The sequence below is a fragment of the Escherichia sp. UTM R2 genome (genome assembly GCF_048593455.1).
In the GTDB taxonomy this organism is placed as follows: domain Bacteria; phylum Pseudomonadota; class Gammaproteobacteria; order Enterobacterales; family Enterobacteriaceae; genus Escherichia; species Escherichia coli.
In genome coordinates this window covers 2,328,806-2,348,249 of sequence record NZ_JBFWDY010000002.1, presented here as the reverse complement: position 1 = coordinate 2,348,249, position 19,444 = coordinate 2,328,806, and the positions used below count along the sequence as shown (strand labels likewise).

Annotated in this window: 20 protein-coding genes; 14 read left to right on the top strand and 6 right to left on the bottom strand. The window is 50.5% G+C overall.

The window, feature by feature from the left end:
- Positions 1-28: 28 nt before the first annotated feature.
- A complete protein-coding gene (rlhA, locus tag AB4H76_RS12200; RefSeq protein ID WP_077491395.1) occupies positions 29-1,990 on the top strand; it encodes a 23S rRNA 5-hydroxycytidine C2501 synthase in 1,962 nt (653 codons plus the stop codon).
- A 91-nt stretch (positions 1,991-2,081) separates the two neighbouring features.
- Here rlhA and AB4H76_RS12195 read toward each other — a convergent pair whose 3' ends face one another.
- Positions 2,082-2,312, bottom strand: coding sequence for a YncJ family protein (locus AB4H76_RS12195; RefSeq protein ID WP_000494244.1), 231 nt, complete (start codon positions 2,310-2,312; stop codon positions 2,082-2,084).
- A gap of 221 nt (positions 2,313-2,533) precedes the next feature.
- Here AB4H76_RS12195 and hicA point away from each other — a divergent pair, with 221 nt between their 5' ends.
- The 8 genes from hicA to patD all read left to right on the top strand — a co-directional run bounded on the left by hicA (position 2,534) and on the right by patD (position 10,250).
- Complete coding sequence (hicA, locus tag AB4H76_RS12190) at positions 2,534-2,710, top strand: type II toxin-antitoxin system mRNA interferase toxin HicA (RefSeq protein ID WP_000813794.1); 177 nt, start codon at positions 2,534-2,536, stop codon at positions 2,708-2,710.
- Between the two features lie 45 nt (positions 2,711-2,755).
- The gene (gene hicB / locus AB4H76_RS12185; RefSeq protein WP_001270286.1) at positions 2,756-3,172 is read left to right on the top strand and encodes a type II toxin-antitoxin system antitoxin HicB; all 417 of its coding nucleotides are present in this window, start codon (positions 2,756-2,758) and stop codon (positions 3,170-3,172) included.
- A gap of 78 nt (positions 3,173-3,250) precedes the next feature.
- Positions 3,251-4,657: a PLP-dependent aminotransferase family protein gene (locus AB4H76_RS12180; protein WP_000760626.1), complete on the top strand. Its 1,407-nt coding sequence runs from the start codon at positions 3,251-3,253 to the stop codon at positions 4,655-4,657.
- Between the two features lie 244 nt (positions 4,658-4,901).
- The gene (ydcS, locus tag AB4H76_RS12175; protein WP_077491393.1) at positions 4,902-6,047 is read left to right on the top strand and encodes a putative ABC transporter substrate-binding protein YdcS; all 1,146 of its coding nucleotides are present in this window, start codon (positions 4,902-4,904) and stop codon (positions 6,045-6,047) included.
- Between the two features lie 17 nt (positions 6,048-6,064).
- On the top strand, positions 6,065-7,078 hold the full coding sequence (locus tag AB4H76_RS12170; protein ID WP_077491391.1) for an ABC transporter ATP-binding protein: 1,014 nt from the start codon (positions 6,065-6,067) through the stop codon (positions 7,076-7,078).
- Positions 7,079-8,020 (top strand): ABC transporter permease, encoded by a 942-nt coding sequence (locus AB4H76_RS12165; protein WP_001251315.1) that lies wholly within the window; start codon positions 7,079-7,081, stop codon positions 8,018-8,020. It abuts the gene before it with no gap.
- The gene (locus tag AB4H76_RS12160; RefSeq protein WP_000555471.1) at positions 8,010-8,804 is read left to right on the top strand and encodes an ABC transporter permease; all 795 of its coding nucleotides are present in this window, start codon (positions 8,010-8,012) and stop codon (positions 8,802-8,804) included. Before AB4H76_RS12165 ends, AB4H76_RS12160 begins: the two co-directional genes overlap by 11 nt.
- A gap of 21 nt (positions 8,805-8,825) precedes the next feature.
- The gene (gene patD, locus AB4H76_RS12155) at positions 8,826-10,250 is read left to right on the top strand and encodes an aminobutyraldehyde dehydrogenase (protein WP_001163884.1); all 1,425 of its coding nucleotides are present in this window, start codon (positions 8,826-8,828) and stop codon (positions 10,248-10,250) included.
- Between the two features lie 96 nt (positions 10,251-10,346).
- On the opposite strand, the gene yncL is transcribed toward patD, so the two are convergent.
- The gene (yncL, locus tag AB4H76_RS12150) at positions 10,347-10,442 is read right to left on the bottom strand and encodes a stress response membrane protein YncL (protein ID WP_001303494.1); all 96 of its coding nucleotides are present in this window, start codon (positions 10,440-10,442) and stop codon (positions 10,347-10,349) included.
- 194 nt (positions 10,443-10,636) lie between these two features.
- On the opposite strand from yncL, the gene ortT reads away from it, so the two are divergent.
- A complete protein-coding gene (ortT, locus tag AB4H76_RS12145) occupies positions 10,637-10,810 on the top strand; it encodes an orphan toxin OrtT (protein WP_001595729.1) in 174 nt (57 codons plus the stop codon).
- An 85-nt stretch (positions 10,811-10,895) separates the two neighbouring features.
- A complete protein-coding gene (gene ydcY / locus AB4H76_RS12140; RefSeq protein ID WP_077491387.1) occupies positions 10,896-11,129 on the top strand; it encodes a DUF2526 family protein YdcY in 234 nt (77 codons plus the stop codon).
- On the opposite strand, the gene AB4H76_RS12135 is transcribed toward ydcY, so the two are convergent.
- Positions 11,130-11,579 (bottom strand): DMT family transporter, encoded by a 450-nt coding sequence (locus AB4H76_RS12135; RefSeq protein ID WP_001076540.1) that lies wholly within the window; start codon positions 11,577-11,579, stop codon positions 11,130-11,132.
- Positions 11,576-12,094, bottom strand: coding sequence for a GNAT family N-acetyltransferase (locus AB4H76_RS12130; RefSeq protein ID WP_075331259.1), 519 nt, complete (start codon positions 12,092-12,094; stop codon positions 11,576-11,578). Before AB4H76_RS12130 ends, AB4H76_RS12135 begins: the two co-directional genes overlap by 4 nt.
- Before the next feature lie 180 nt (positions 12,095-12,274).
- Here AB4H76_RS12130 and curA point away from each other — a divergent pair, with 180 nt between their 5' ends.
- Complete coding sequence (gene curA, locus AB4H76_RS12125; protein WP_077491672.1) at positions 12,275-13,312, top strand: NADPH-dependent curcumin/dihydrocurcumin reductase; 1,038 nt, start codon at positions 12,275-12,277, stop codon at positions 13,310-13,312.
- Positions 13,313-13,509: 197 nt separating this feature from the next.
- Positions 13,510-14,175, top strand: a complete 666-nt coding sequence (gene mcbR, locus AB4H76_RS12120) for a colanic acid/biofilm transcriptional regulator McbR (RefSeq protein ID WP_053883758.1) — start codon at positions 13,510-13,512, stop codon at positions 14,173-14,175.
- A 35-nt stretch (positions 14,176-14,210) separates the two neighbouring features.
- On the opposite strand, the gene pqqU is transcribed toward mcbR, so the two are convergent.
- Positions 14,211-16,313 (bottom strand): TonB-dependent receptor PqqU, encoded by a 2,103-nt coding sequence (gene pqqU / locus AB4H76_RS12115; RefSeq protein ID WP_077491674.1) that lies wholly within the window; start codon positions 16,311-16,313, stop codon positions 14,211-14,213.
- Between the two features lie 241 nt (positions 16,314-16,554).
- On the opposite strand from pqqU, the gene AB4H76_RS12110 reads away from it, so the two are divergent.
- A complete protein-coding gene (locus AB4H76_RS12110) occupies positions 16,555-17,616 on the top strand; it encodes a YncE family protein (RefSeq protein WP_121689834.1) in 1,062 nt (353 codons plus the stop codon).
- A 114-nt stretch (positions 17,617-17,730) separates the two neighbouring features.
- Here AB4H76_RS12110 and ansP read toward each other — a convergent pair whose 3' ends face one another.
- On the bottom strand, positions 17,731-19,230 hold the full coding sequence (ansP, locus tag AB4H76_RS12105) for an L-asparagine permease (protein WP_001400324.1): 1,500 nt from the start codon (positions 19,228-19,230) through the stop codon (positions 17,731-17,733).
- Positions 19,231-19,444 lie beyond the last annotated feature (214 nt).

The window sequence follows — 19,444 nt, the reverse complement described above, 5'->3', positions numbered from 1 at the left end:
CGCCATTTTTCAGCTACTGGATAAGAATGTGACCGTATCTTCTCATCGACTTGAACTGTTAAGCCCGGCACGCGATACCGCCATTGCCCGCGAAGCTATTTTGCACGGTGCTGATGCTGTTTATATCGGCGGCCCTGGTTTTGGTGCCCGTCATAATGCCAGTAATAGCCTGAAAGATATTGCCGAGTTGGTGCCGTTTGCCCATCGTTATGGTGCAAAAATTTTCGTCACGCTTAACACCATTTTGCATGATGATGAGCTGGAACCCGCGCAACGGCTGATTACCGACCTCTACCAGACCGGCGTCGATGCGCTGATTGTTCAGGATATGGGGATTCTGGAACTTGATATTCCGCCGATTGAACTGCACGCCAGTACGCAGTGCGACATTCGTACAGTAGAAAAAGCGAAGTTCCTCTCTGATGTTGGCTTCACGCAGATTGTGCTGGCGCGAGAGCTGAATCTTGAGCAGATCCGCGCGATTCACCAGGCTACGGACGCGACCATTGAATTCTTTATTCATGGCGCATTGTGCGTGGCCTATTCGGGTCAGTGCTACATATCTCATGCGCAAACAGGGCGTAGCGCCAACCGTGGCGATTGTTCACAGGCGTGCCGTTTGCCATACACATTGAAAGACGATCAGGGGCGGGTGGTTTCCTATGAAAAACATCTGCTGTCGATGAAAGATAACGATCAGACTGCCAACCTCGGCGCGCTGATTGATGCTGGTGTACGCTCCTTCAAGATTGAAGGGCGTTACAAAGATATGAGCTACGTGAAGAATATCACCGCCCATTATCGCCAGATGCTGGATGCCATTATTGAAGAACGTGGCGATCTGACGCGTGCTTCATCAGGTCGTACTGAACATTTCTTTGTTCCATCGACGGAAAAGACTTTCCACCGTGGTAGCACAGATTATTTTGTGAATGCCCGTAAAGGCGATATTGGCGCGTTCGATTCGCCGAAATTTATCGGCCTGCCGGTAGGCGAAGTAGTGAAAGTGGCGAAAGATCATCTCGATGTTGCCGTTACCGAGCCACTGGCAAATGGCGATGGCCTGAACGTGTTGATTAAACGTGAAGTCGTCGGTTTTCGTGCCAATACGGTCGAGAAAACCGGAGAAAATCAGTACCGCGTCTGGCCCAATGAAATGCCAGCAGATTTGCACAAAATTCGCCCGCATCACCCACTAAACCGTAATCTTGATCATAACTGGCAGCAGGCACTGACAAAAACCTCCAGCGAACGTCGGGTGGCGGTAGACATTGAACTGGGCGGTTGGCAGGAACAATTGATTCTGACTCTCACCAGTGAAGAGGGGGTCAGCATAACGCATACGCTGGATGGGCAGTTCGACGAAGCCAATAACGCCGAAAAAGCAATGAACAATCTGAAGGATGGTCTGGCAAAACTGGGGCAAACCCTCTATTACGCCCGCGATGTGCAAATTAATTTGCCGGGGGCGCTGTTTGTACCAAACAGTCTGTTAAACCAGTTCCGCCGTGAAGCTGCTGACATGCTGGATGCTGCGCGTCTTGCCAGTTACCAGCGCGGCAGCCGTAAACCGGTTGCTGATCCTGCGCCGGTTTATCCGCAAACGCATCTGAGTTTCCTCGCGAACGTTTACAACCAGAAAGCGCGTGAATTTTATCATCGCTATGGTGTGCAGCTGATTGACGCGGCGTATGAGGCACATGAAGAGAAGGGCGAAGTCCCTGTGATGATCACCAAGCATTGTCTGCGCTTTGCCTTTAATCTGTGCCCGAAACAGGCGAAAGGCAATATCAAAAGCTGGAAGGCGACGCCAATGCAACTGGTAAACGGCGATGAAGTATTAACGCTAAAGTTTGATTGCCGCCCATGCGAGATGCACGTCATTGGCAAAATCAAAAATCACATACTGAAAATGCCGTTACCGGGAAGCGTAGTGGCATCCGTAAGTCCGGATGAGCTGCTGAAAACATTGCCGAAGCGAAAAGGGTAAAACGCCAGTTTTCTGGTTACTCACAACTTATTGAATCTGCATGATATTGCCTGCCGGGTAAGGCGTTACGCCGCATCCGGCATCAAATGACTCAACGTTGTCCCGCTTCTGGTTTGCGCGATTTTTGCCAGTAAAAATGCTCGCGCAAACCTTCCGCCGACTCTTCCGCCACAGCACGCAATTCATCGCTGTCCGCTTCATGACGCAGCTGATGATCCACATTCTTTACCCACACAAATTCATGTCCTTTGTGCCCTGCCATGAGTTGTCCTGAAAACAGAGCACACGTTAATAAGACAACCGATAACGCCTTCGTAAACATCCTGCCACCTTTTTCTTACCTTTTGCCGCTATGATGCCGATCGTTTCTTGAGGTTATTATTCAGTTTTGCAAATTAGCGCAAAGAAATTCTGGAATCTTCCTTCCTGATTTTGCATTGCATTCTGCCGTTGCGGCGATTTAGTGCTATTTTCGAGCAAATTACACACGGAGGTAAACACTAATGTTTACTTTGTTGATATACTCAGCGGCAGGGAGGCGATGTGAAACAAAGCGAGTTCAGACGTTGGCTCGAATCTCAGGGCGTCGATGTAGCGAATGGCAGCAACCATTTGAAACTCAGGTTTCATGGGAGGCGCAGTGTCATGCCGCGTCACCCCTGCGATGAGATTAAAGAACCATTGCGTAAAGCAATCCTGAAACAACTCGGTTTGAGTTAATCGCCAATTAAAAAGGTTAATGACATGCGAGAGACAGTCGAAATTATGCGTTATCCCGTCACTCTTACACCCGCGCCGGAAGGCGGTTATATGGTTTCTTTTGTGGATATCCCTGAAGCGTTGACCCAGGGCGAAACTGTCGCTGAAGCGATGGAAGCGGCAAAAGATGCTTTACTGACCGCATTTGATTTTTATTTTGAAGATAACGAGCTTATCCCTTTACCTTCGCCATTAAATAGTCACGATCACTTTATTGAAGTACCTTTGAGCGTCGCCTCTAAGGTATTGCTGTTAAATGCTTTTTTACAGTCAGAAATCACTCAGCAAGAGTTAGCCAGGCGAATTGGCAAACCTAAACAGGAGATTACTCGCCTATTTAACTTGCATCATGCGACAAAAATCGACGCCGTCCAGCTCGCGGCAAAGGCGCTTGGCAAAGAGTTATCGCTGGTGATGGTTTAATTACAGTTAACGAAAAGTTGTCATTTTTAACAACTGATATAGACTGCCGAATCATCTGCACATAATTACGATTCGATAATGAAAAAATACCAGCAGCTTGCAGAACAATTACGCGAGCAGATTGCGTCGGGTATCTGGCAACCCGGCGATCGTTTGCCTTCGTTGCGTGACCAGGTGGCGCTTTCAGGCATGAGCTTTATGACTGTCAGCCATGCCTATCAGTTGCTCGAAAGTCAGGGATATATTATCGCACGACCGCAGTCGGGTTATTACGTTGCGCCACAGGCAATAAAAATGCCGAAAGCGCCAGTCATTCCAGTCACTCGAGATGAAGCAGTCGATATCAACACTTATATTTTTGATATGTTGCAGGCCAGTCGCGATCCGTCGGTCGTTCCGTTTGCCTCGGCCTTTCCCGACCCGCGACTTTTCCCCCTCCAACAACTAAACCGCTCGCTGGCGCAGGTAAGCAAAACCGCCACAGCGATGAGCGTGATTGAAAACTTACCGCCAGGAAACGCAGAACTGCGTCAGGCTATTGCTCGTCGCTATGCCTTACAGGGCATCACCATTTCTCCTGATGAAATTGTCATTACTGCCGGGGCGTTAGAGGCATTAAACCTCAGTTTGCAAGCGGTAACTGAACCGGGCGATTGGGTGATAGTAGAGAATCCTTGTTTCTACGGTGCGTTGCAGGCGCTGGAGCGGCTACGGCTGAAGGCGTTATCGGTGGCGACGGATGTTAAAGAAGGGATCGATCTTCAGGCGCTGGAACTGGCGTTGCAGGAGTATCCGGTGAAAGCGTGCTGGCTGATGACTAATAGCCAGAATCCACTCGGATTTACCTTAACGCCGCAAAAAAAAGCACAACTGGTGGCGTTGCTCAATCAGTACAACGTAACGCTGATTGAAGATGACGTTTACAGCGAACTTTATTTTGGACGGGAAAAACCGCTGCCTGCGAAAGCGTGGGATCGCCACGATGGCGTTTTGCATTGCTCTTCGTTTTCGAAATGTCTGGTGCCTGGTTTTCGTATTGGTTGGGTCGCCGCCGGAAAACATGCACGTAAAATTCAACGATTGCAGTTGATGAGTACGCTTTCCACCAGCTCACCGATGCAGCTTGCGCTGGTGGATTACCTTTCCACGCGCCGATACGACGCCCATCTTCGTCGCCTGCGTCGCCAGCTTGCGGAACGTAAACAACGTGCCTGGCAGGCACTGCTGCGTTATCTGCCTGCGGAAGTGAAAATTCATCATAATGACAGCGGTTATTTTCTCTGGCTGGAGCTCCCCGAGCCGTTAGATGCCGGCGAATTGAGCCTGGCGGCACTGACGCATCATATCAGTATTGCGCCGGGTAAAATGTTTTCTACCGGTGAAAACTGGTCACGTTTTTTTCGTTTTAATACCGCGTGGCAGTGGGGAGAACGTGAAGAACAGGCGGTAAAACAATTAGGCAAACTTATTCAAGAACGGCTGTAATAGCGTTTAATTTAATTCCTCTTAGATTGGGTAATATGAATTTCGAATAGCAGTCATATTTCCTAACTCCTTGACTATACTCCAGAAGATAACCTTACAGACGGCATAATGCGCGGTAGCTCACAACCTGATTAAATTTTCTCAGGGGCGAAGGTGTGCCTGCAAGCCGCCGTCTATGGTTAAACAAGGAGATATTTTTACGGCACGGCGGCTGAACAATTAATTACGACAGGAGTAAGACCTTATGAGCAAGACATTTGCCCGCAGCAGCCTGTGTGCGCTCAGCATGACAATAATGACCGCTCACGCCGCCGAACCACCTACCAATTTAGATAAACCGGAAGGGCGTCTGGATATTATCGCCTGGCCGGGATACATCGAACGCGGACAAACTGATAAACAATACGACTGGGTAACGCAGTTCGAAAAAGAGACAGGCTGCGCGGTGAATGTGAAAACCGCCGCGACTTCCGATGAAATGGTCAGTCTGATGACCAAAGGGGGTTACGATCTGGTTACGGCATCCGGCGATGCCTCGCTGCGTTTGATTATGGGTAAACGCGTGCAGCCGATTAATACCGCATTGATTCCCAACTGGAAAACGCTCGATCCGCGCGTGGTTAAAGGCGACTGGTTTAACGTGGGCGGCAAAGTCTATGGCACGCCATATCAATGGGGTCCGAACCTGCTGATGTACAACACTAAAACCTTCCCGACGCCGCCGGATAGCTGGCAAGAGGTTTTTGTTGAGCAAAATCTGCCGGACGGCAAGAGCAATAAAGGCCGCGTTCAGGCTTATGATGGCCCTATCTATATTGCGGACGCTGCGTTGTTCGTTAAAGCCACTCAGCCGCAGTTGGGCATCAGCGATCCATATCAACTCACCGAAGAACAGTACCAGGCGGTGCTGAAAGTGCTGCGCGCTCAACACAGTTTGATCCATCGCTACTGGCATGACACTACCGTGCAAATGAGCGATTTCAAAAACGAGGGTGTGGTTGCTTCCAGTGCCTGGCCCTATCAGGCCAACGCCCTGAAAGCCGAAGGCCAGCCTGTTGCTACCGTTTTCCCGAAGGAGGGTGTTACCGGTTGGGCTGATACCACCATGCTGCATAGCGAAGCGAAACATCCGGTTTGCGCCTACAAATGGATGAACTGGTCATTAACGCCAAAAGTGCAGGGCGATGTGGCGGCCTGGTTTGGCTCGTTACCGGTAGTGCCGGAAGGGTGTAAAGCCAGTTCGTTATTAGGCGAGAAAGGGTGTGAAACAAACGGTTTTAACTATTTCGATAAAATAGCCTTCTGGAAAACGCCTATAGCAGAAGGGGGCAAGTTTGTTCCCTACAGTCGCTGGACGCAGGATTACATTGCCATTATGGGCGGTCGCTAACTTCGCTGGGGTGCTTTATGACGTACGCAGTGGAGTTTGACAACGTCTCGCGGTTGTACGGTGACGTGCGCGCAGTAGATGGCGTCAGTATTGCGATAAAAGATGGTGAGTTCTTCTCTATGCTGGGGCCGTCCGGCTCCGGCAAAACCACCTGCCTGCGCCTGATTGCTGGCTTCGAACAGCTTTCCGGCGGGGCTATCTCTATCTTTGGTAAACCCGCCAGCAATCTGCCACCGTGGGAGCGGGACGTGAATACTGTCTTTCAGGACTACGCGCTATTTCCGCATATGTCGATTCTTGACAATGTCGCCTATGGGCTGATGGTCAAAGGCGTGAATAAAAAGCAGCGGCACGCAATGGCGCAAGAGGCGCTGGAGAAAGTGGCGTTGGGGTTTGTACAGCAACGTAAACCGTCACAACTTTCTGGTGGTCAGCGCCAGCGGGTTGCTATCGCCAGAGCATTGGTGAATGAACCGCGCGTATTGCTGTTGGATGAACCGCTCGGCGCACTGGATCTCAAATTGCGTGAGCAGATGCAGCTGGAACTGAAAAAACTGCAACAGTCTCTCGGTATCACTTTTATCTTCGTTACCCACGATCAGGGCGAAGCATTATCGATGTCCGATCGTGTGGCGGTTTTCAATAATGGACGCATTGAGCAGGTCGATTCCCCGCGCGATCTCTATATGCGCCCGCGCACGCCGTTTGTTGCCGGGTTCGTTGGTACATCGAATGTTTTTGATGGACTGATGGCAGAGAAACTTTGTGGCATGACGGGAAGCTTCGCCCTGCGACCGGAACATATCCGCCTCAACACCCCTGGTGAACTTCAGGCCAATGGCACGATCCAGGCGGTGCAATATCAGGGCGCGGCGACCCGTTTTGAACTGACACTGAGCGGCGGTGAAAAACTGCTGGTGAGTCAGGCCAATATGACAGGCGAAGAACTGCCTGCCACGCTCACGCCCGGACAACAGGTGATGGTTTCCTGGTCGCGTGATGTGATGGTGCCGCTGGTTGAGGAGAGGTGAATGGCGATGAACGTATTGCAATCACCTTCACGTCCAGGTCTGGGTAAGGTGTCCGGTTTCTTCTGGCGGAATCCGGGGCTGGGGCTGTTTTTACTGCTGCTTGGCCCGCTAATGTGGTTTGGCATTGTCTATTTCGGCTCGCTGCTGACACTGTTATGGCAGGGATTTTATACTTTTGACGATTTCACCATGTCGGTAACGCCGGAACTGACGCTGGCGAATATCCGTGCGCTGTTTAATCCGGCGAATTACGACATCATTCTCCGCACGCTGACTATGGCTGTGGCAGTCACTATCGCCAGCGCCATTCTGGCTTTTCCAATGGCGTGGTATATGGCGCGCTATACCAGCGGGAAAATGAAAGCGTTTTTTTATATTGCGGTAATGTTGCCGATGTGGGCGAGCTACATTGTTAAAGCCTATGCCTGGACGTTATTGCTGGCAAAAGATGGCGTGGCTCAGTGGTTTTTACAACATCTTGGGCTGGAACCACTGCTGACTGCGTTCCTTACATTACCTGCGGTGGGCGGCAATACGCTGTCAACTTCCGGGCTGGGGCGCTTTCTGGTGTTTCTCTATATCTGGCTGCCGTTCATGATCCTGCCCGTGCAGGCGGCGCTTGAGCGTTTGCCGCCGTCATTGTTGCAGGCGTCGGCTGATCTCGGCGCACGTCCACGACAAACCTTTCGCTATGTGGTGCTGCCGCTGGCGATCCCGGGTATTGCCGCTGGCTCTATCTTTACCTTCTCACTCACACTGGGCGATTTTATCGTCCCGCAGCTGGTTGGCCCGCCAGGATATTTTATCGGCAATATGGTTTATTCCCAGCAGGGGGCGATTGGCAATATGCCGATGGCGGCGGCATTCACCCTGGTGCCGATTGTTCTCATCGCACTGTACCTGGCGTTCGTGAAACGTCTGGGAGCGTTCGATGCACTCTGAACGCGCACCGTTTTTCCTCAAACTGGCGGCCTGGGGCGGCGTTGTTTTCCTACATTTTCCCATCCTGATAATCGCCGCCTATGCGTTTAACACTGAAGATGCGGCGTTTAGTTTTCCACCGCAGGGCCTGACGCTGCGCTGGTTTAGCGTGGCAGCACAGCGTAGTGATATTCTTGATGCAGTGACACTGTCACTTAAAGTGGCGGCGCTGGCGACATTAATGGCGCTGGTGTTAGGGACGCTGGCAGCTGCCGCGCTGTGGCGACGAGACTTTTTCGGCAAAAACGCCATTTCGCTGTTACTGCTGCTGCCCATTGCGCTGCCGGGCATTGTCACTGGTCTGGCGTTATTAACCGCCTTTAAAACCATCAATCTGGAGCCGGGATTTTTCACCATCGTGGTCGGTCATGCGACTTTTTGTGTAGTTGTGGTGTTTAACAATGTCATCGCCCGTTTTCGCCGCACCTCATGGAGTCTGGTTGAGGCGTCAATGGATCTTGGGGCCAATGGCTGGCAAACCTTCCGCTACGTAGTGTTGCCGAATCTCAGTTCGGCGTTACTGGCAGGAGGAATGCTGGCGTTTGCCTTGTCGTTCGATGAAATCATCGTTACGACCTTTACGGCAGGTCATGAACGAACGTTACCGTTGTGGTTGCTCAATCAGCTTGGGCGACCGCGTGATGTACCGGTAACTAACGTGGTGGCACTGCTGGTTATGTTGGTAACAACCTTGCCGATCCTGGGGGCCTGGTGGCTAACCCGCGAAGGCGACAATGGTCAATAACCACTGATACAGGAATATGCTATGCAACATAAGTTACTGATTAACGGAGAACTGGTTAGTGGCGAAGGGGAAAAACAGCCTGTCTATAATCCGGCAACGGGGGACGTTTTACTGGAGATTGCCGAGGCATCCGCAGAGCAGGTCGATGCTGCTGTGCGCGCGGCAGATGCAGCATTTGCCGAATGGGGGCAAACCACGCCGAAAGTGCGTGCGGAATGTCTGCTGAAACTGGCTGATGTTATCGAAGAAAATGGTCAGGTTTTTGCCGAACTGGAGTCCCGTAATTGTGGCAAACCGCTGCATAGTGCGTTCAATGATGAAATCCCGGCGATTGTCGATGTTTTTCGCTTTTTCGCGGGTGCGGCGCGCTGTCTGAATGGTCTGGCGGCAGGTGAATATCTTGAAGGTCATACTTCGATGATCCGTCGCGATCCGTTGGGGGTCGTGGCTTCTATCGCACCGTGGAATTATCCGCTGATGATGGCAGCGTGGAAACTGGCTCCGGCGCTGGCGGCAGGGAACTGCGTAGTGCTTAAACCATCAGAAATTACCCCGCTGACCGCGTTGAAGTTGGCAGAGCTGGCGAAAGATATCTTCCCGGCAGGCGTGATTAACGTACTGTTTGGCAGAGGCAAAACGGTGGGCGATCCGCTGACCGGACATCCTAAAGTGCGGATGGTGTCGCTGACGGGCTCTATCGCCACCGGCGAGCACATCATCAGCCATACCGCGCCGTCCATTAAGCGTACTCATATGGAACTTGGTGGCAAAGCGCCAGTGATTGTTTTTGATGATGCGGATATTGAAGCAGTGGTCGAAGGTGTACGTACATTTGGCTATTACAATGCCGGACAGGATTGTACTGCGGCTTGTCGGATCTACGCGCAAAAAGGCATTTACGATACGCTGGTGGAAAAACTCGGTGCTGCAGTGGCAACGTTAAAATCTGGTGCGCCGGATGACGAGTCTACGGAGCTTGGACCTTTAAGCTCGCTGGCGCATCTCGAACGCGTCAGCAAGGCAGTAGAAGAGGCGAAAGCGACAGGGCACATCAAAGTGATCACTGGCGGTGAAAAGCGCAAGGGTAATGGCTATTACTATGCGCCGACGCTGCTGGCTGGCGCATTACAGGACGATGCCATCGTGCAAAAAGAGGTATTTGGTCCAGTAGTGAGTGTTACGCCCTTCGACAACGAAGAACAGGTGGTGAACTGGGCGAATGACAGCCAGTACGGACTTGCATCTTCGGTATGGACGAAAGATGTGGGCAGGGCGCATCGCGTCAGCGCACGGCTGCAATATGGTTGTACCTGGGTCAATACCCATTTCATGCTGGTAAGTGAAATGCCGCACGGTGGGCAGAAACTTTCTGGTTACGGCAAGGATATGTCACTTTATGGGCTGGAGGATTACACCGTCGTCCGCCACGTCATGGTTAAACATTAAGGATAATATTGCAGATCGTAAGAGTATGAGATGATCTTGCGTACTGTCAGAGCACTGATTTCTCTGACAGTACGTGCTGCGTGCAAAATCACTACATCAAATAAACCAGCCAAATCTCATAGAGATAAGAGTAAACAAACCAACAGCAGCAAAGACATTTATCAGTACTACAGTTCTACTGGAAACATTCATTTTTGCCACCTTTTATCATTGCCCCTATGTGTATAGTACGGGTTAAGAAAATCCGCAATAATACTCATTCTGAAGATGGATAAGGGCAAGTTGCTGTTTGATGTTTTTTTCTCAAACCGGTTAAAAAACTTGATGCACGTCAAAAAATGACGCATATTTGCGCGCGTTTTATTCATCTGGCTGGATGCCCGTACATGTCTCTCTATCAACATATGCTTGTTTTTTATGCGGTTATGGCAGCAATCTCATTTCTTATCACTTGGTTTCTTTCTCACGATAAGAAACGCATCCGTTTCTTAAGCGCCTTTCTGGTGGGGGCAACATGGCCGATGAGTTTCCCGGTGGCGCTGTTGTTTTCACTGTTTTAAATCTTACTCACTGGCTTGACGGCACCACGCAGACTTATATCATTTGGATGAATCGATAAATTTCACAAGTGGCTAAGGAGAAAGTATGTCGCATCTGGATGAAGTCATCGCGCGCGTGGATGCCGCGATTGAAGAGAGCGTCATTGCCCATATGAACGAATTATTAATCGCCCTGAGCGATGACGCGGAGTTAAGTCGGGAAGATCGCTACACCCAGCAGCAGCGTTTGCGCACCACTATTGCTCATCACGGTCGCAAGCATAAAGAAGATATGGAAGCGCGCCATGAACAGTTAACCAAAGGCGGCACCATCCTGTGATTAAAATGAGCGTCTGGCTACCAACCAGGCGCCAACCACAAGTAAAATGGCGCCACAAATTGGGCCGATCAACGCCCGTAGTGGTACGCCATGGCTGCGGAAGATATCCAGCACCAGACCGCCAATCAGCTGGCTGGCGACCAGTACCGCAATAGTTGTCGCCGCTCCCACATTCTGATATCCGCTGATACTGGCGAAGACAAAAAACGATCCCAGCAAGCCAGGTATAAGTGTCCACCAACGCACGCTGGACACCAGTTCGCCAAACCCCGCCATACCTTGTTTAAACCATAAAATAGAAACAAAGAGCACAATCCCCACCAGTGAGTTCAGCAACATGGCGATGAGAATGGTAGAGGAGGTCTGGGTGATGCGCACCATCAGCGTGTTCTGGACTACCAGACCAATTCCGGCGGCAATCAAAAAGGCAAGGGTGAGCGACTGATTCATCCAATCGCGTCCGGTTCAGTGCGTTCGTCGAGTTGCAACTGCATAAATGTCAGATCCAGCCAGCGCCCAAATTTAGTGCCCACCTGCGGCATTTGTGCGGTGACGACAAATCCCAGCGACTGGTGCAGATGCAGCGAGGCCTGATTTTGCGATTCGATCCCGGCGACCATGACATGCTTCCCGCAATCCCGCGCTTCATCAATCAATCGGCTTAACAATTTACGCCCCAGACCTTTGCCCTGATGATCGGGATGGACATAAACCGAATGTTCCACGGTATGGCGAAAACCATCGAAACTACGCCAGTCGCCAAACGAGGCATATCCCGTCACTACGCCATCTTCTTCACTCACCAGCACCGGATAACCTGCTATGGTCCGCGCTTCAAACCAGGCAATGCGGTTATCCGCATCCACCGTTTGGTCATTCCAGATAGCCGCCGTATACAACACGGCGTGGTTATAAATTTCCGCAATGGCAACACAGTCGGCTTTGCGGGCAAAACGGATGGACATGTCTGGCCTCAATAAAATAATGATGATGATGTTATCAATACTATCGAAAACAGCCCGAAGCAACGGATTCCTCGATGAAATTATTGCGTGTTGCAGAGGGGATGTGACGGCTGCAAACAAAACCAATCCTGCGAGCCTGCTACTATTGATGGATTCATGCCAAAAGCACAGGAGAGCATTATGGGGCAACAAAAGCAGCGTAATCGACGTTGGGTTCTGGCCTCGCGTCCACATGGCGCACCGGTTCCGGAGAATTTCCGTCTTGAAGAAGATGATGTCGCCACACCGGGTGAAGGACAGGTGTTACTGCGCACAGTTTATTTGTCCCTGGACCCGTATATGCGTGGACGTATGAGCGATGAGCCATCTTATTCACCGCCGGTTGATATTGGCGGCGTGATGGTCGGCGGTACGGTGAGCCGTGTCGTGGAGTCGAATCATCCTGATTATCAGCCTGGCGACTGGGTGCTGGGCTACAGTGGATGGCAGGACTATGACATATCCAGTGGTGATGATCTGGTGAAACTTGGCGATCATCCGCAAAATCCATCGTGGTCGCTGGGTGTGCTGGGGATGCCAGGCTTTACCGCTTATATGGGGCTGCTGGATATCGGTCAGCCTAAAGAGGGCGAAACGTTGGTGGTAGCTGCGGCGACAGGACCAGTGGGGGCGACGGTGGGGCAAATCGGCAAACTTAAAGGTTGCAGAGTGGTGGGGGTAGCCGGTGGCGCGGAAAAATGCCGCCATGCTACCGAGGTGTTAGGCTTCGATGTTTGCCTTGATCACCACGCGGACGATTTTGCCGAACAACTGGCGAAAGCGTGCCCAAAAGGTATTGATATCTATTATGAAAACGTGGGCGGTAAGGTATTTGATGCAGTGCTACCATTACTTAATACATCTGCGCGCATTCCCGTTTGTGGCTTAGTGAGCAGCTATAACGCTACAGACCTACCACCCGGTCCGGATCGTTTACCCCTGTTGATGGCAACGGTGCTGAAAAAACGTATTCGCTTGCAAGGGTTTATTATCGCTCAGGATTATGGTCACCGCATCCATGAGTTTCAGAAGGAGATGGGGCAATGGGTGAAAGAGGATAAAATCCACTACCGAGAAGAAATTACTGACGGTTTAGAGAATGCGCCACAGACGTTTATCGGCCTGCTGAAGGGTAAAAACTTCGGCAAAGTGGTGATCCGCGTGGCGGGTGATGATTAAAGTTTCAACGGCGGCGTAAGCCGCCATAAAAATCCAGGCAAAAAGCTTATTTTCAGCTTTAATTAACTAACCACGTCATTGTTCTGCTGCTAATAACAACAAAGGTGAGTGGTTTATGATTATTCACTTTAATACACCAGGTGAACTCCTTCTGCCATGCAGGCAGGGTTGGACAGAAAACACGCGAAGGAATTAAAATGCCTGGAACGGGAAAAATGAAACATGTCAGTTTGACTCTGCAGGTTGAGAACGACCTGAAACATCAGCTTAGTATTGGCGCATTAAAACCTGGCGCACGCCTGATTACTAAAAATCTGGCGGAGCAATTAGGTATGAGTATTACACCTGTGCGTGAAGCATTATTACGTCTGGTTTCGGTGAATGCGCTTTCTGTCACACCAGCGCAAGCATTTACAGTTCCGGAAGTGGGGAAACGTCAATTAGACGAAATCAATCGGATCCGCTACGAACTGGAATTAATGGCAGTTACTCTGGCTGTTGAAAACCTCACACCGCCAGACCTGGCGGAACTCCAGGAATTGCTTGAGAAATTACTGCAGGCGCAAGAAAAGGGCGACATGGAACAAATCATTAATGCGAACAGGCTATTTCGCTTAGCGATTTATCATCGCTCAAATATGCCCATCCTGTGTGAGATGATTGAGCAACTGTGGGTCAGGATGGGACCTGGTTTACATTATCTCTATGAAGTGATTAATCCAGCGGAATTACGGGAGCGTATAGAAAACTATCGTCTATTACTCGCCGCGTTAAAAGCAAAAGACAAAGAGGGATGCAGACATTGTCTTGCTGAAATTATGCAACAAAATATTGCTATTTTATACCAGCAATACAATCGTTAAAGTAAATGCCCGGCAAATACCGGGCATCAAGGTAATTACTCAAATCTCCACGCAATATTCATGCCGACACCATAATTTCGTCCGGGCGCAGGTTCGTAATATCGCCCGTTTGACTCATTGACAATGACAGAACCAACGTATTCTTTATCGAATAAATTATCGACACGACCAAATAAATCCACAGTTAAATTGTGGTAATTGTATTTATACCCGGTGAATAAGCCGACGAGAGTATAAGACGGCGCTTTTGCCGTATTTTCATCATCTGCCATAATATCGCCCATATAACGCGCTTCCGTGCCTGCATACCAACCATCTTCCGGTACATAACCTATCGACGCAAAGCCCATATTACGGGCGATCCCTGGCATCCGATTACCGTTACAATCCTGTTCGTTGCAAACATTGCTGCGATAGGTCGCATCAAGCCAGGTCCAGGACGCGTTTACGCGAAAATCTCCCGCGAAACGTTGATCCCATGCCAGTTCAGCGCCTTGACGACGGGTCTTTCCGGCATTTTTGTAAGTCGTACGCCCACCGCTACTGCTATCGACAACAATTTCATCATCGGTGTCGGTCTGAAACAATGCGAGACTAAGCAGCCCATCACCAATACGCGTTTTACTGCCGATCTCAATTGTATCGTTGGTGGATGGTTTTAAACCAAAGTTCATACCGCTTTGCCCATCAGCACGATAAGACAGCTCATTAATCGTCGGCGTTTCAAAACCACGCCCGGCTGCCAGATAGATATTCCAGGCATCGGTCATTGCATATTTTAACGAACCGGCAGGTAGCCATTTGTGATAACTGGCATCACCGCTGTCATCGCCGTTACCTGGAGTAACGTAATAATCGTTGGAATCAAACCACACGGAGCTGTAGCGCACGCCAGCATCCAGCGACAGTTTTTCGCTCAGCTGCCACTGCGTCTGTAAATAGGGATCGATGTTCCACATCAGATTGCGTTCGTCGCGACGCAACTCACCTTTTTGCCCGTACTCCGGCATGCCGCTATTCAGGCGGAAGTTATTGTAGCCCTTGCGGTTTTCACTCATGTTTTCGTAGTTCAGGCCGGTAGTGAACGTGACCGGAACGCCCAGTTCACCACGGTGTGTCCAGCGGCTGTCTATTCCCTGGTAATGGCGTTGCAGGGTAATCACGCCGCCCGCATGTGACGGGTTAAGTTGTGGTGCCATGGGTATTGACTGGTACTGGGTCGTTTCTCGCTCTCCGGCATACATCATCATACTCATATCATCCCGCGAACTCAGGCTACGTTCATAGCGCAACCCAGCCTGAGTTTGCTTGATGGTTTTTCGCGTGTCGTACTGTTCTGCACGAGGCGCTTGTTGTGGATTCGCCTTCCATTCTGCTTTGGTTAGCCCACCTGGGTCATCTGCTTTGATATCCACACTATTGAAAATCAGGCTTAATTTGCTGGCTTCATCAATGCGTACGCCCAGTTTGGCATTGGCTAAATTTTTCTGTGCGCCACTATGGTCACGATAGCCGTGGGTCGTAAAACGCGTGGTTGAGACGGTGTAATCAACATCGCCGGGTTGTGTGCCGTCTCCCGTTGCGCCCGTTGCTTTCAGCCCATAGCGCCAGCTGCCAAAACTGCCGTAGTAACTACTGGCTTCAATGGTTGGTGGCTGTTGTCCGGTCTGGGTGGTGACATTCATTACACCGCCAGACGCGTTGCCATACAGGGCAGAAAAGGGGCCACGCAGCACTTCCACATTTTGCACACTGCTTAAATCGATGTTGGATGTTTGCCCTTGCCCGTCGGGCATGGTGGCGGGAATACCGTCCACATACAGGCGAATACCGCGAATTCCGTAAGTGGAGCGGGAGCCAAATCCGCGAATCGACAGCTGTAAATCTTGCGCATAGTTCTGCCGATTTTGTACCTGCAAACCAGGCACGCTGGTCAGTGATTCGGACAAGTTAATGCGCGGTGTTGCCAGGCGCATCCCCTCGCCATCCACCACGCTTACTGCTGCTGGGGTATCCAGTTCTGAAACCACCTGCGGTGCGGCACTGACAATCATGGTTTGTTCATCAGCGGCAAAAACAACGGGGGAAAGGGCAAGTAGTGCGGGCAAAACGGTCTGTCGGACGGAAAAAATCTTCATGAAAAAAGCCAGGTTAAGAATGGGAAAACGCCGTTATGGTAATGAAATTGTAAATTTATGGAAAACGAAACGGCACGATACGTTAAGTAATTGAGAAAATTGTAGTCGTAACGGCAAGAAATGCTCCACATTTGAGAAAATAATGATTACCATTCCCATTTATAACAAGAGCGTAACGATGATTACGCTTAGCGAAGCATTGTGAAGCAGCAAAAATATCGGTTCATCAAAGGGAGTCGTCATGCATTTACGTCATCTGTTTTCATCGCGCCTGCGTGGTTCATTACTGTTAGGTTCATTGCTTGTTGCTTCATCATTCAGTACGCAGGCCGCAGAAGAAATGCTGCGTAAAGCGGTAGGTAAAGGTGCCTACGAAATGGCTTATAGCCAGCAAGAAAACGCACTGTGGCTCGCCACTTCGCAAAGCCGCAAACTGGATAAAGGTGGCGTGGTTTATCGTCTTGATCCGGTCACTCTGGAAGTGACGCAGGCGATCCATAACGATCTCAAGCCGTTTGGTACCACCATCAATAACACGACTCAGACGTTGTGGTTTGGTAACACCGTAAACAGCGCGCTCACGGCGATAGATGCCAAAACGGGCGAAGTGAAAGGCCGTCTGGTGCTGGATGATCGTAAGCGCACGGAAGAGGTGCGCCCGCTGCAACCGCGTGAGCTGGTAGCTGATGATGCCACGAACACCGTTTACATCAGTGGTATTGGTAAAGAGAGCGTGATTTGGGTCGTTGATGGCGAGAATATCAAACTGAAAACCGCCATCCAGAACACCGGTAAAATGAGTACCGGTCTGGCGCTGGATAGCAAAGGCAAACGTCTTTACACCACTAACGCTGACGGCGAATTGATTACCATCGACACCGCCGACAATAAAATCCTCAGCCGTAAAAAGCTGCTGGATGACGGCAAAGAGCACTTCTTTATCAACATTAGCCTTGATATCGCCAGGCAGCGTGCATTTATCACCGATTCTAAAGCGGCAGAAGTGTTAGTGGTCGATACCCGTAATGGCAATATTCTGGCGAAGGTTGCGGCACCGGAATCACTGGCTGTGCTGTTTAACCCAGCGCGTAATGAAGCCTACGTAACGCATCGTCAGGCAGGTAAAGTCAGTGTGATTGACGCGAAAAGCTATAAAGTGGTGAAAACGTTCGATACGCCGACTCATCCGAACAGCCTAGCGCTGTCTGCCGATGGCAAAACGCTGTATGTCAGTGTAAAACAAAAATCCACTAAACAGCAGGAAGCTACCCAGCCGGACGATGTGATTCGTATTGCGCTGTAATAGATATGGCGAGGGTGAAAACGGAGAGACTTGCCTGACTTTTATCACGCCGCATGCGGCACACCTTCGTCAGTAATTTGAAGTTGCCCGGCACGTAGCCGGGCAATTTTGCAATTAGCTCGCCGTTTCAGGCTTAAACACGATTTCCTGTTTTTCTTCATCTTCCTCGACGACTGGCGCAGTGCTGTGAATTTCAGCAACGCGTTTGCGCACACCAAACCAGCCTATAACCAGCAGAATACCGATAATCGGCAGCGCCGCGATAGTATAAGTCCCGTTCGGGTAATCGAACGCCATCAGCACAAGGACACTCAGTAAAAACAGTAATGTCAGCCAGGAAGTGAAGGGCGCGCCAGGCAGTTTAAAACTGACATCCGCTGCTTTGCCTTCTTTAATCGCTTTACGCAGGCGCATCTGGCACACGATGATAAACGCCCATGAAGCGATGATTCCCAGCGACGCGAAGTTCAACACAATCTCAAATACGCGTGACGGCACCAGATAGTTGAGGAATACGCCGACGACATACACAACCAGTGTCGCCAGAATCCCGGCATACGGCACATGCTGACGGCTCATTTTCGCCATAAAACTCGGTGCGGAACCGCCCATCGCCATTGAGCGCAGAATACGCCCGGTGCAGTACAGGCCTGAGTTCAGGCTGGAGAGTGCAGCGGTCAGCACCACAATATTCATAATGCTGCCGATATACGGCACGCCAAGTTTAGAGAAGAAAGTCACAAAAGGACTCTGCCCGGCCTGGTATGCATTCCACGGCAGCAATAGCACCAGCAGAACCACCGAACCCACATAGAACAGACCGATACGCCAAATAACACTGTTGATCGCTTTCGGCACCATCGTCTGTGGATCTTTACATTCACCAGCCGCAGTACCTACCAGTTCAATCGATGCAAAGGCAAAAACCACCCCCTGGATAAGCACCAGTGCAGGCAGCAGCCCGTGCGGGAAGAAACCGCCATTATCGGTAATTAAATGGAACCCTGTGGTATTACCATCCAGCGGCTGACCACTACCGAGGAACACCGTACCCACCACCAGGAAGATCACAATAGCGAGCACTTTAATGAGTGCAAACCAGAACTCCATCTCTGCGAACCATTTCACACCGATCATGTTCATGGTGCCTACGATGGTCAGCGCAGCGAGCGCAAAGACCCACTGCGGCACGTCGCCAAACGCCCCCCAGTAATGCATATACAGCGCTACAGCGGTGATATCGACAATCCCCGTCATCGCCCAGTTGATGAAATACATCCAGCCAGCAACATAAGCGGCTTTCTCACCCAAAAACTCACGGGCATAAGAGACAAAACTGCCACTGGAAGGGCGGTGTAACACCAGCTCACCCAATGCACGTAGAATAAAAAATGAAAACAGGCCGCAGATCAAATAGACCAGTGCCAGTGCGGGCCCCGCCATTTGCAGTCGGGCTCCTGCACCTAAAAACAAGCCGGTGCCAATCGCGCCGCCAATGGCGATCATCTGTACCTGGCGATTGCCCATCGCTTTGTGATACCCCTCTTCGTGGGCATTAAGCCAGCGGCGTTTCGCGGCGTGTTGATCTGAAGTGTCGGTGTCGTGTTTACTCATTGCTCTCCCTGATTGCTTTAATGAAAAAGTCATATAAGTTGCCATGAACAATGTTTATTCATCCTGGCGATGATAGTTATCACCATTATTCTTTATGGGTATAAAACTATCGGCGCAGCATCCTACCCGTTATCGATAAACGATGCAAAACATCCCCTTACAATCCTGAAGGGGAATAATACAACTGACGAAAAAATGACAAATCCTTTTGCTG

Coding starts and splice junctions, on each gene's coding strand:
- curA (WP_077491672.1), top strand. CDS start 12,275: ATGGGGCAACAAAAGCAGCGTAATCGACGTTGGGTTCTGGCCTCGCGT.
- ydcS (WP_077491393.1), top strand. CDS start 4,902: ATGAGCAAGACATTTGCCCGCAGCAGCCTGTGTGCGCTCAGCATGACA.
- AB4H76_RS12135 (WP_001076540.1), bottom strand. CDS start 11,579: ATGAATCAGTCGCTCACCCTTGCCTTTTTGATTGCCGCCGGAATTGGT.
- AB4H76_RS12170 (WP_077491391.1), top strand. CDS start 6,065: ATGACGTACGCAGTGGAGTTTGACAACGTCTCGCGGTTGTACGGTGAC.
- AB4H76_RS12180 (WP_000760626.1), top strand. CDS start 3,251: ATGAAAAAATACCAGCAGCTTGCAGAACAATTACGCGAGCAGATTGCG.
- mcbR (WP_053883758.1), top strand. CDS start 13,510: ATGCCTGGAACGGGAAAAATGAAACATGTCAGTTTGACTCTGCAGGTT.
- ortT (WP_001595729.1), top strand. CDS start 10,637: ATGTCTCTCTATCAACATATGCTTGTTTTTTATGCGGTTATGGCAGCA.
- patD (WP_001163884.1), top strand. CDS start 8,826: ATGCAACATAAGTTACTGATTAACGGAGAACTGGTTAGTGGCGAAGGG.
- AB4H76_RS12110 (WP_121689834.1), top strand. CDS start 16,555: ATGCATTTACGTCATCTGTTTTCATCGCGCCTGCGTGGTTCATTACTG.
- ydcY (WP_077491387.1), top strand. CDS start 10,896: ATGTCGCATCTGGATGAAGTCATCGCGCGCGTGGATGCCGCGATTGAA.
- ansP (WP_001400324.1), bottom strand. CDS start 19,230: ATGAGTAAACACGACACCGACACTTCAGATCAACACGCCGCGAAACGC.
- AB4H76_RS12165 (WP_001251315.1), top strand. CDS start 7,079: ATGGCGATGAACGTATTGCAATCACCTTCACGTCCAGGTCTGGGTAAG.
- pqqU (WP_077491674.1), bottom strand. CDS start 16,313: ATGAAGATTTTTTCCGTCCGACAGACCGTTTTGCCCGCACTACTTGCC.
- AB4H76_RS12160 (WP_000555471.1), top strand. CDS start 8,010: ATGCACTCTGAACGCGCACCGTTTTTCCTCAAACTGGCGGCCTGGGGC.
- hicB (WP_001270286.1), top strand. CDS start 2,756: ATGCGTTATCCCGTCACTCTTACACCCGCGCCGGAAGGCGGTTATATG.
- yncL (WP_001303494.1), bottom strand. CDS start 10,442: ATGAATGTTTCCAGTAGAACTGTAGTACTGATAAATGTCTTTGCTGCT.
- AB4H76_RS12195 (WP_000494244.1), bottom strand. CDS start 2,312: ATGTTTACGAAGGCGTTATCGGTTGTCTTATTAACGTGTGCTCTGTTT.
- AB4H76_RS12130 (WP_075331259.1), bottom strand. CDS start 12,094: ATGTCCATCCGTTTTGCCCGCAAAGCCGACTGTGTTGCCATTGCGGAA.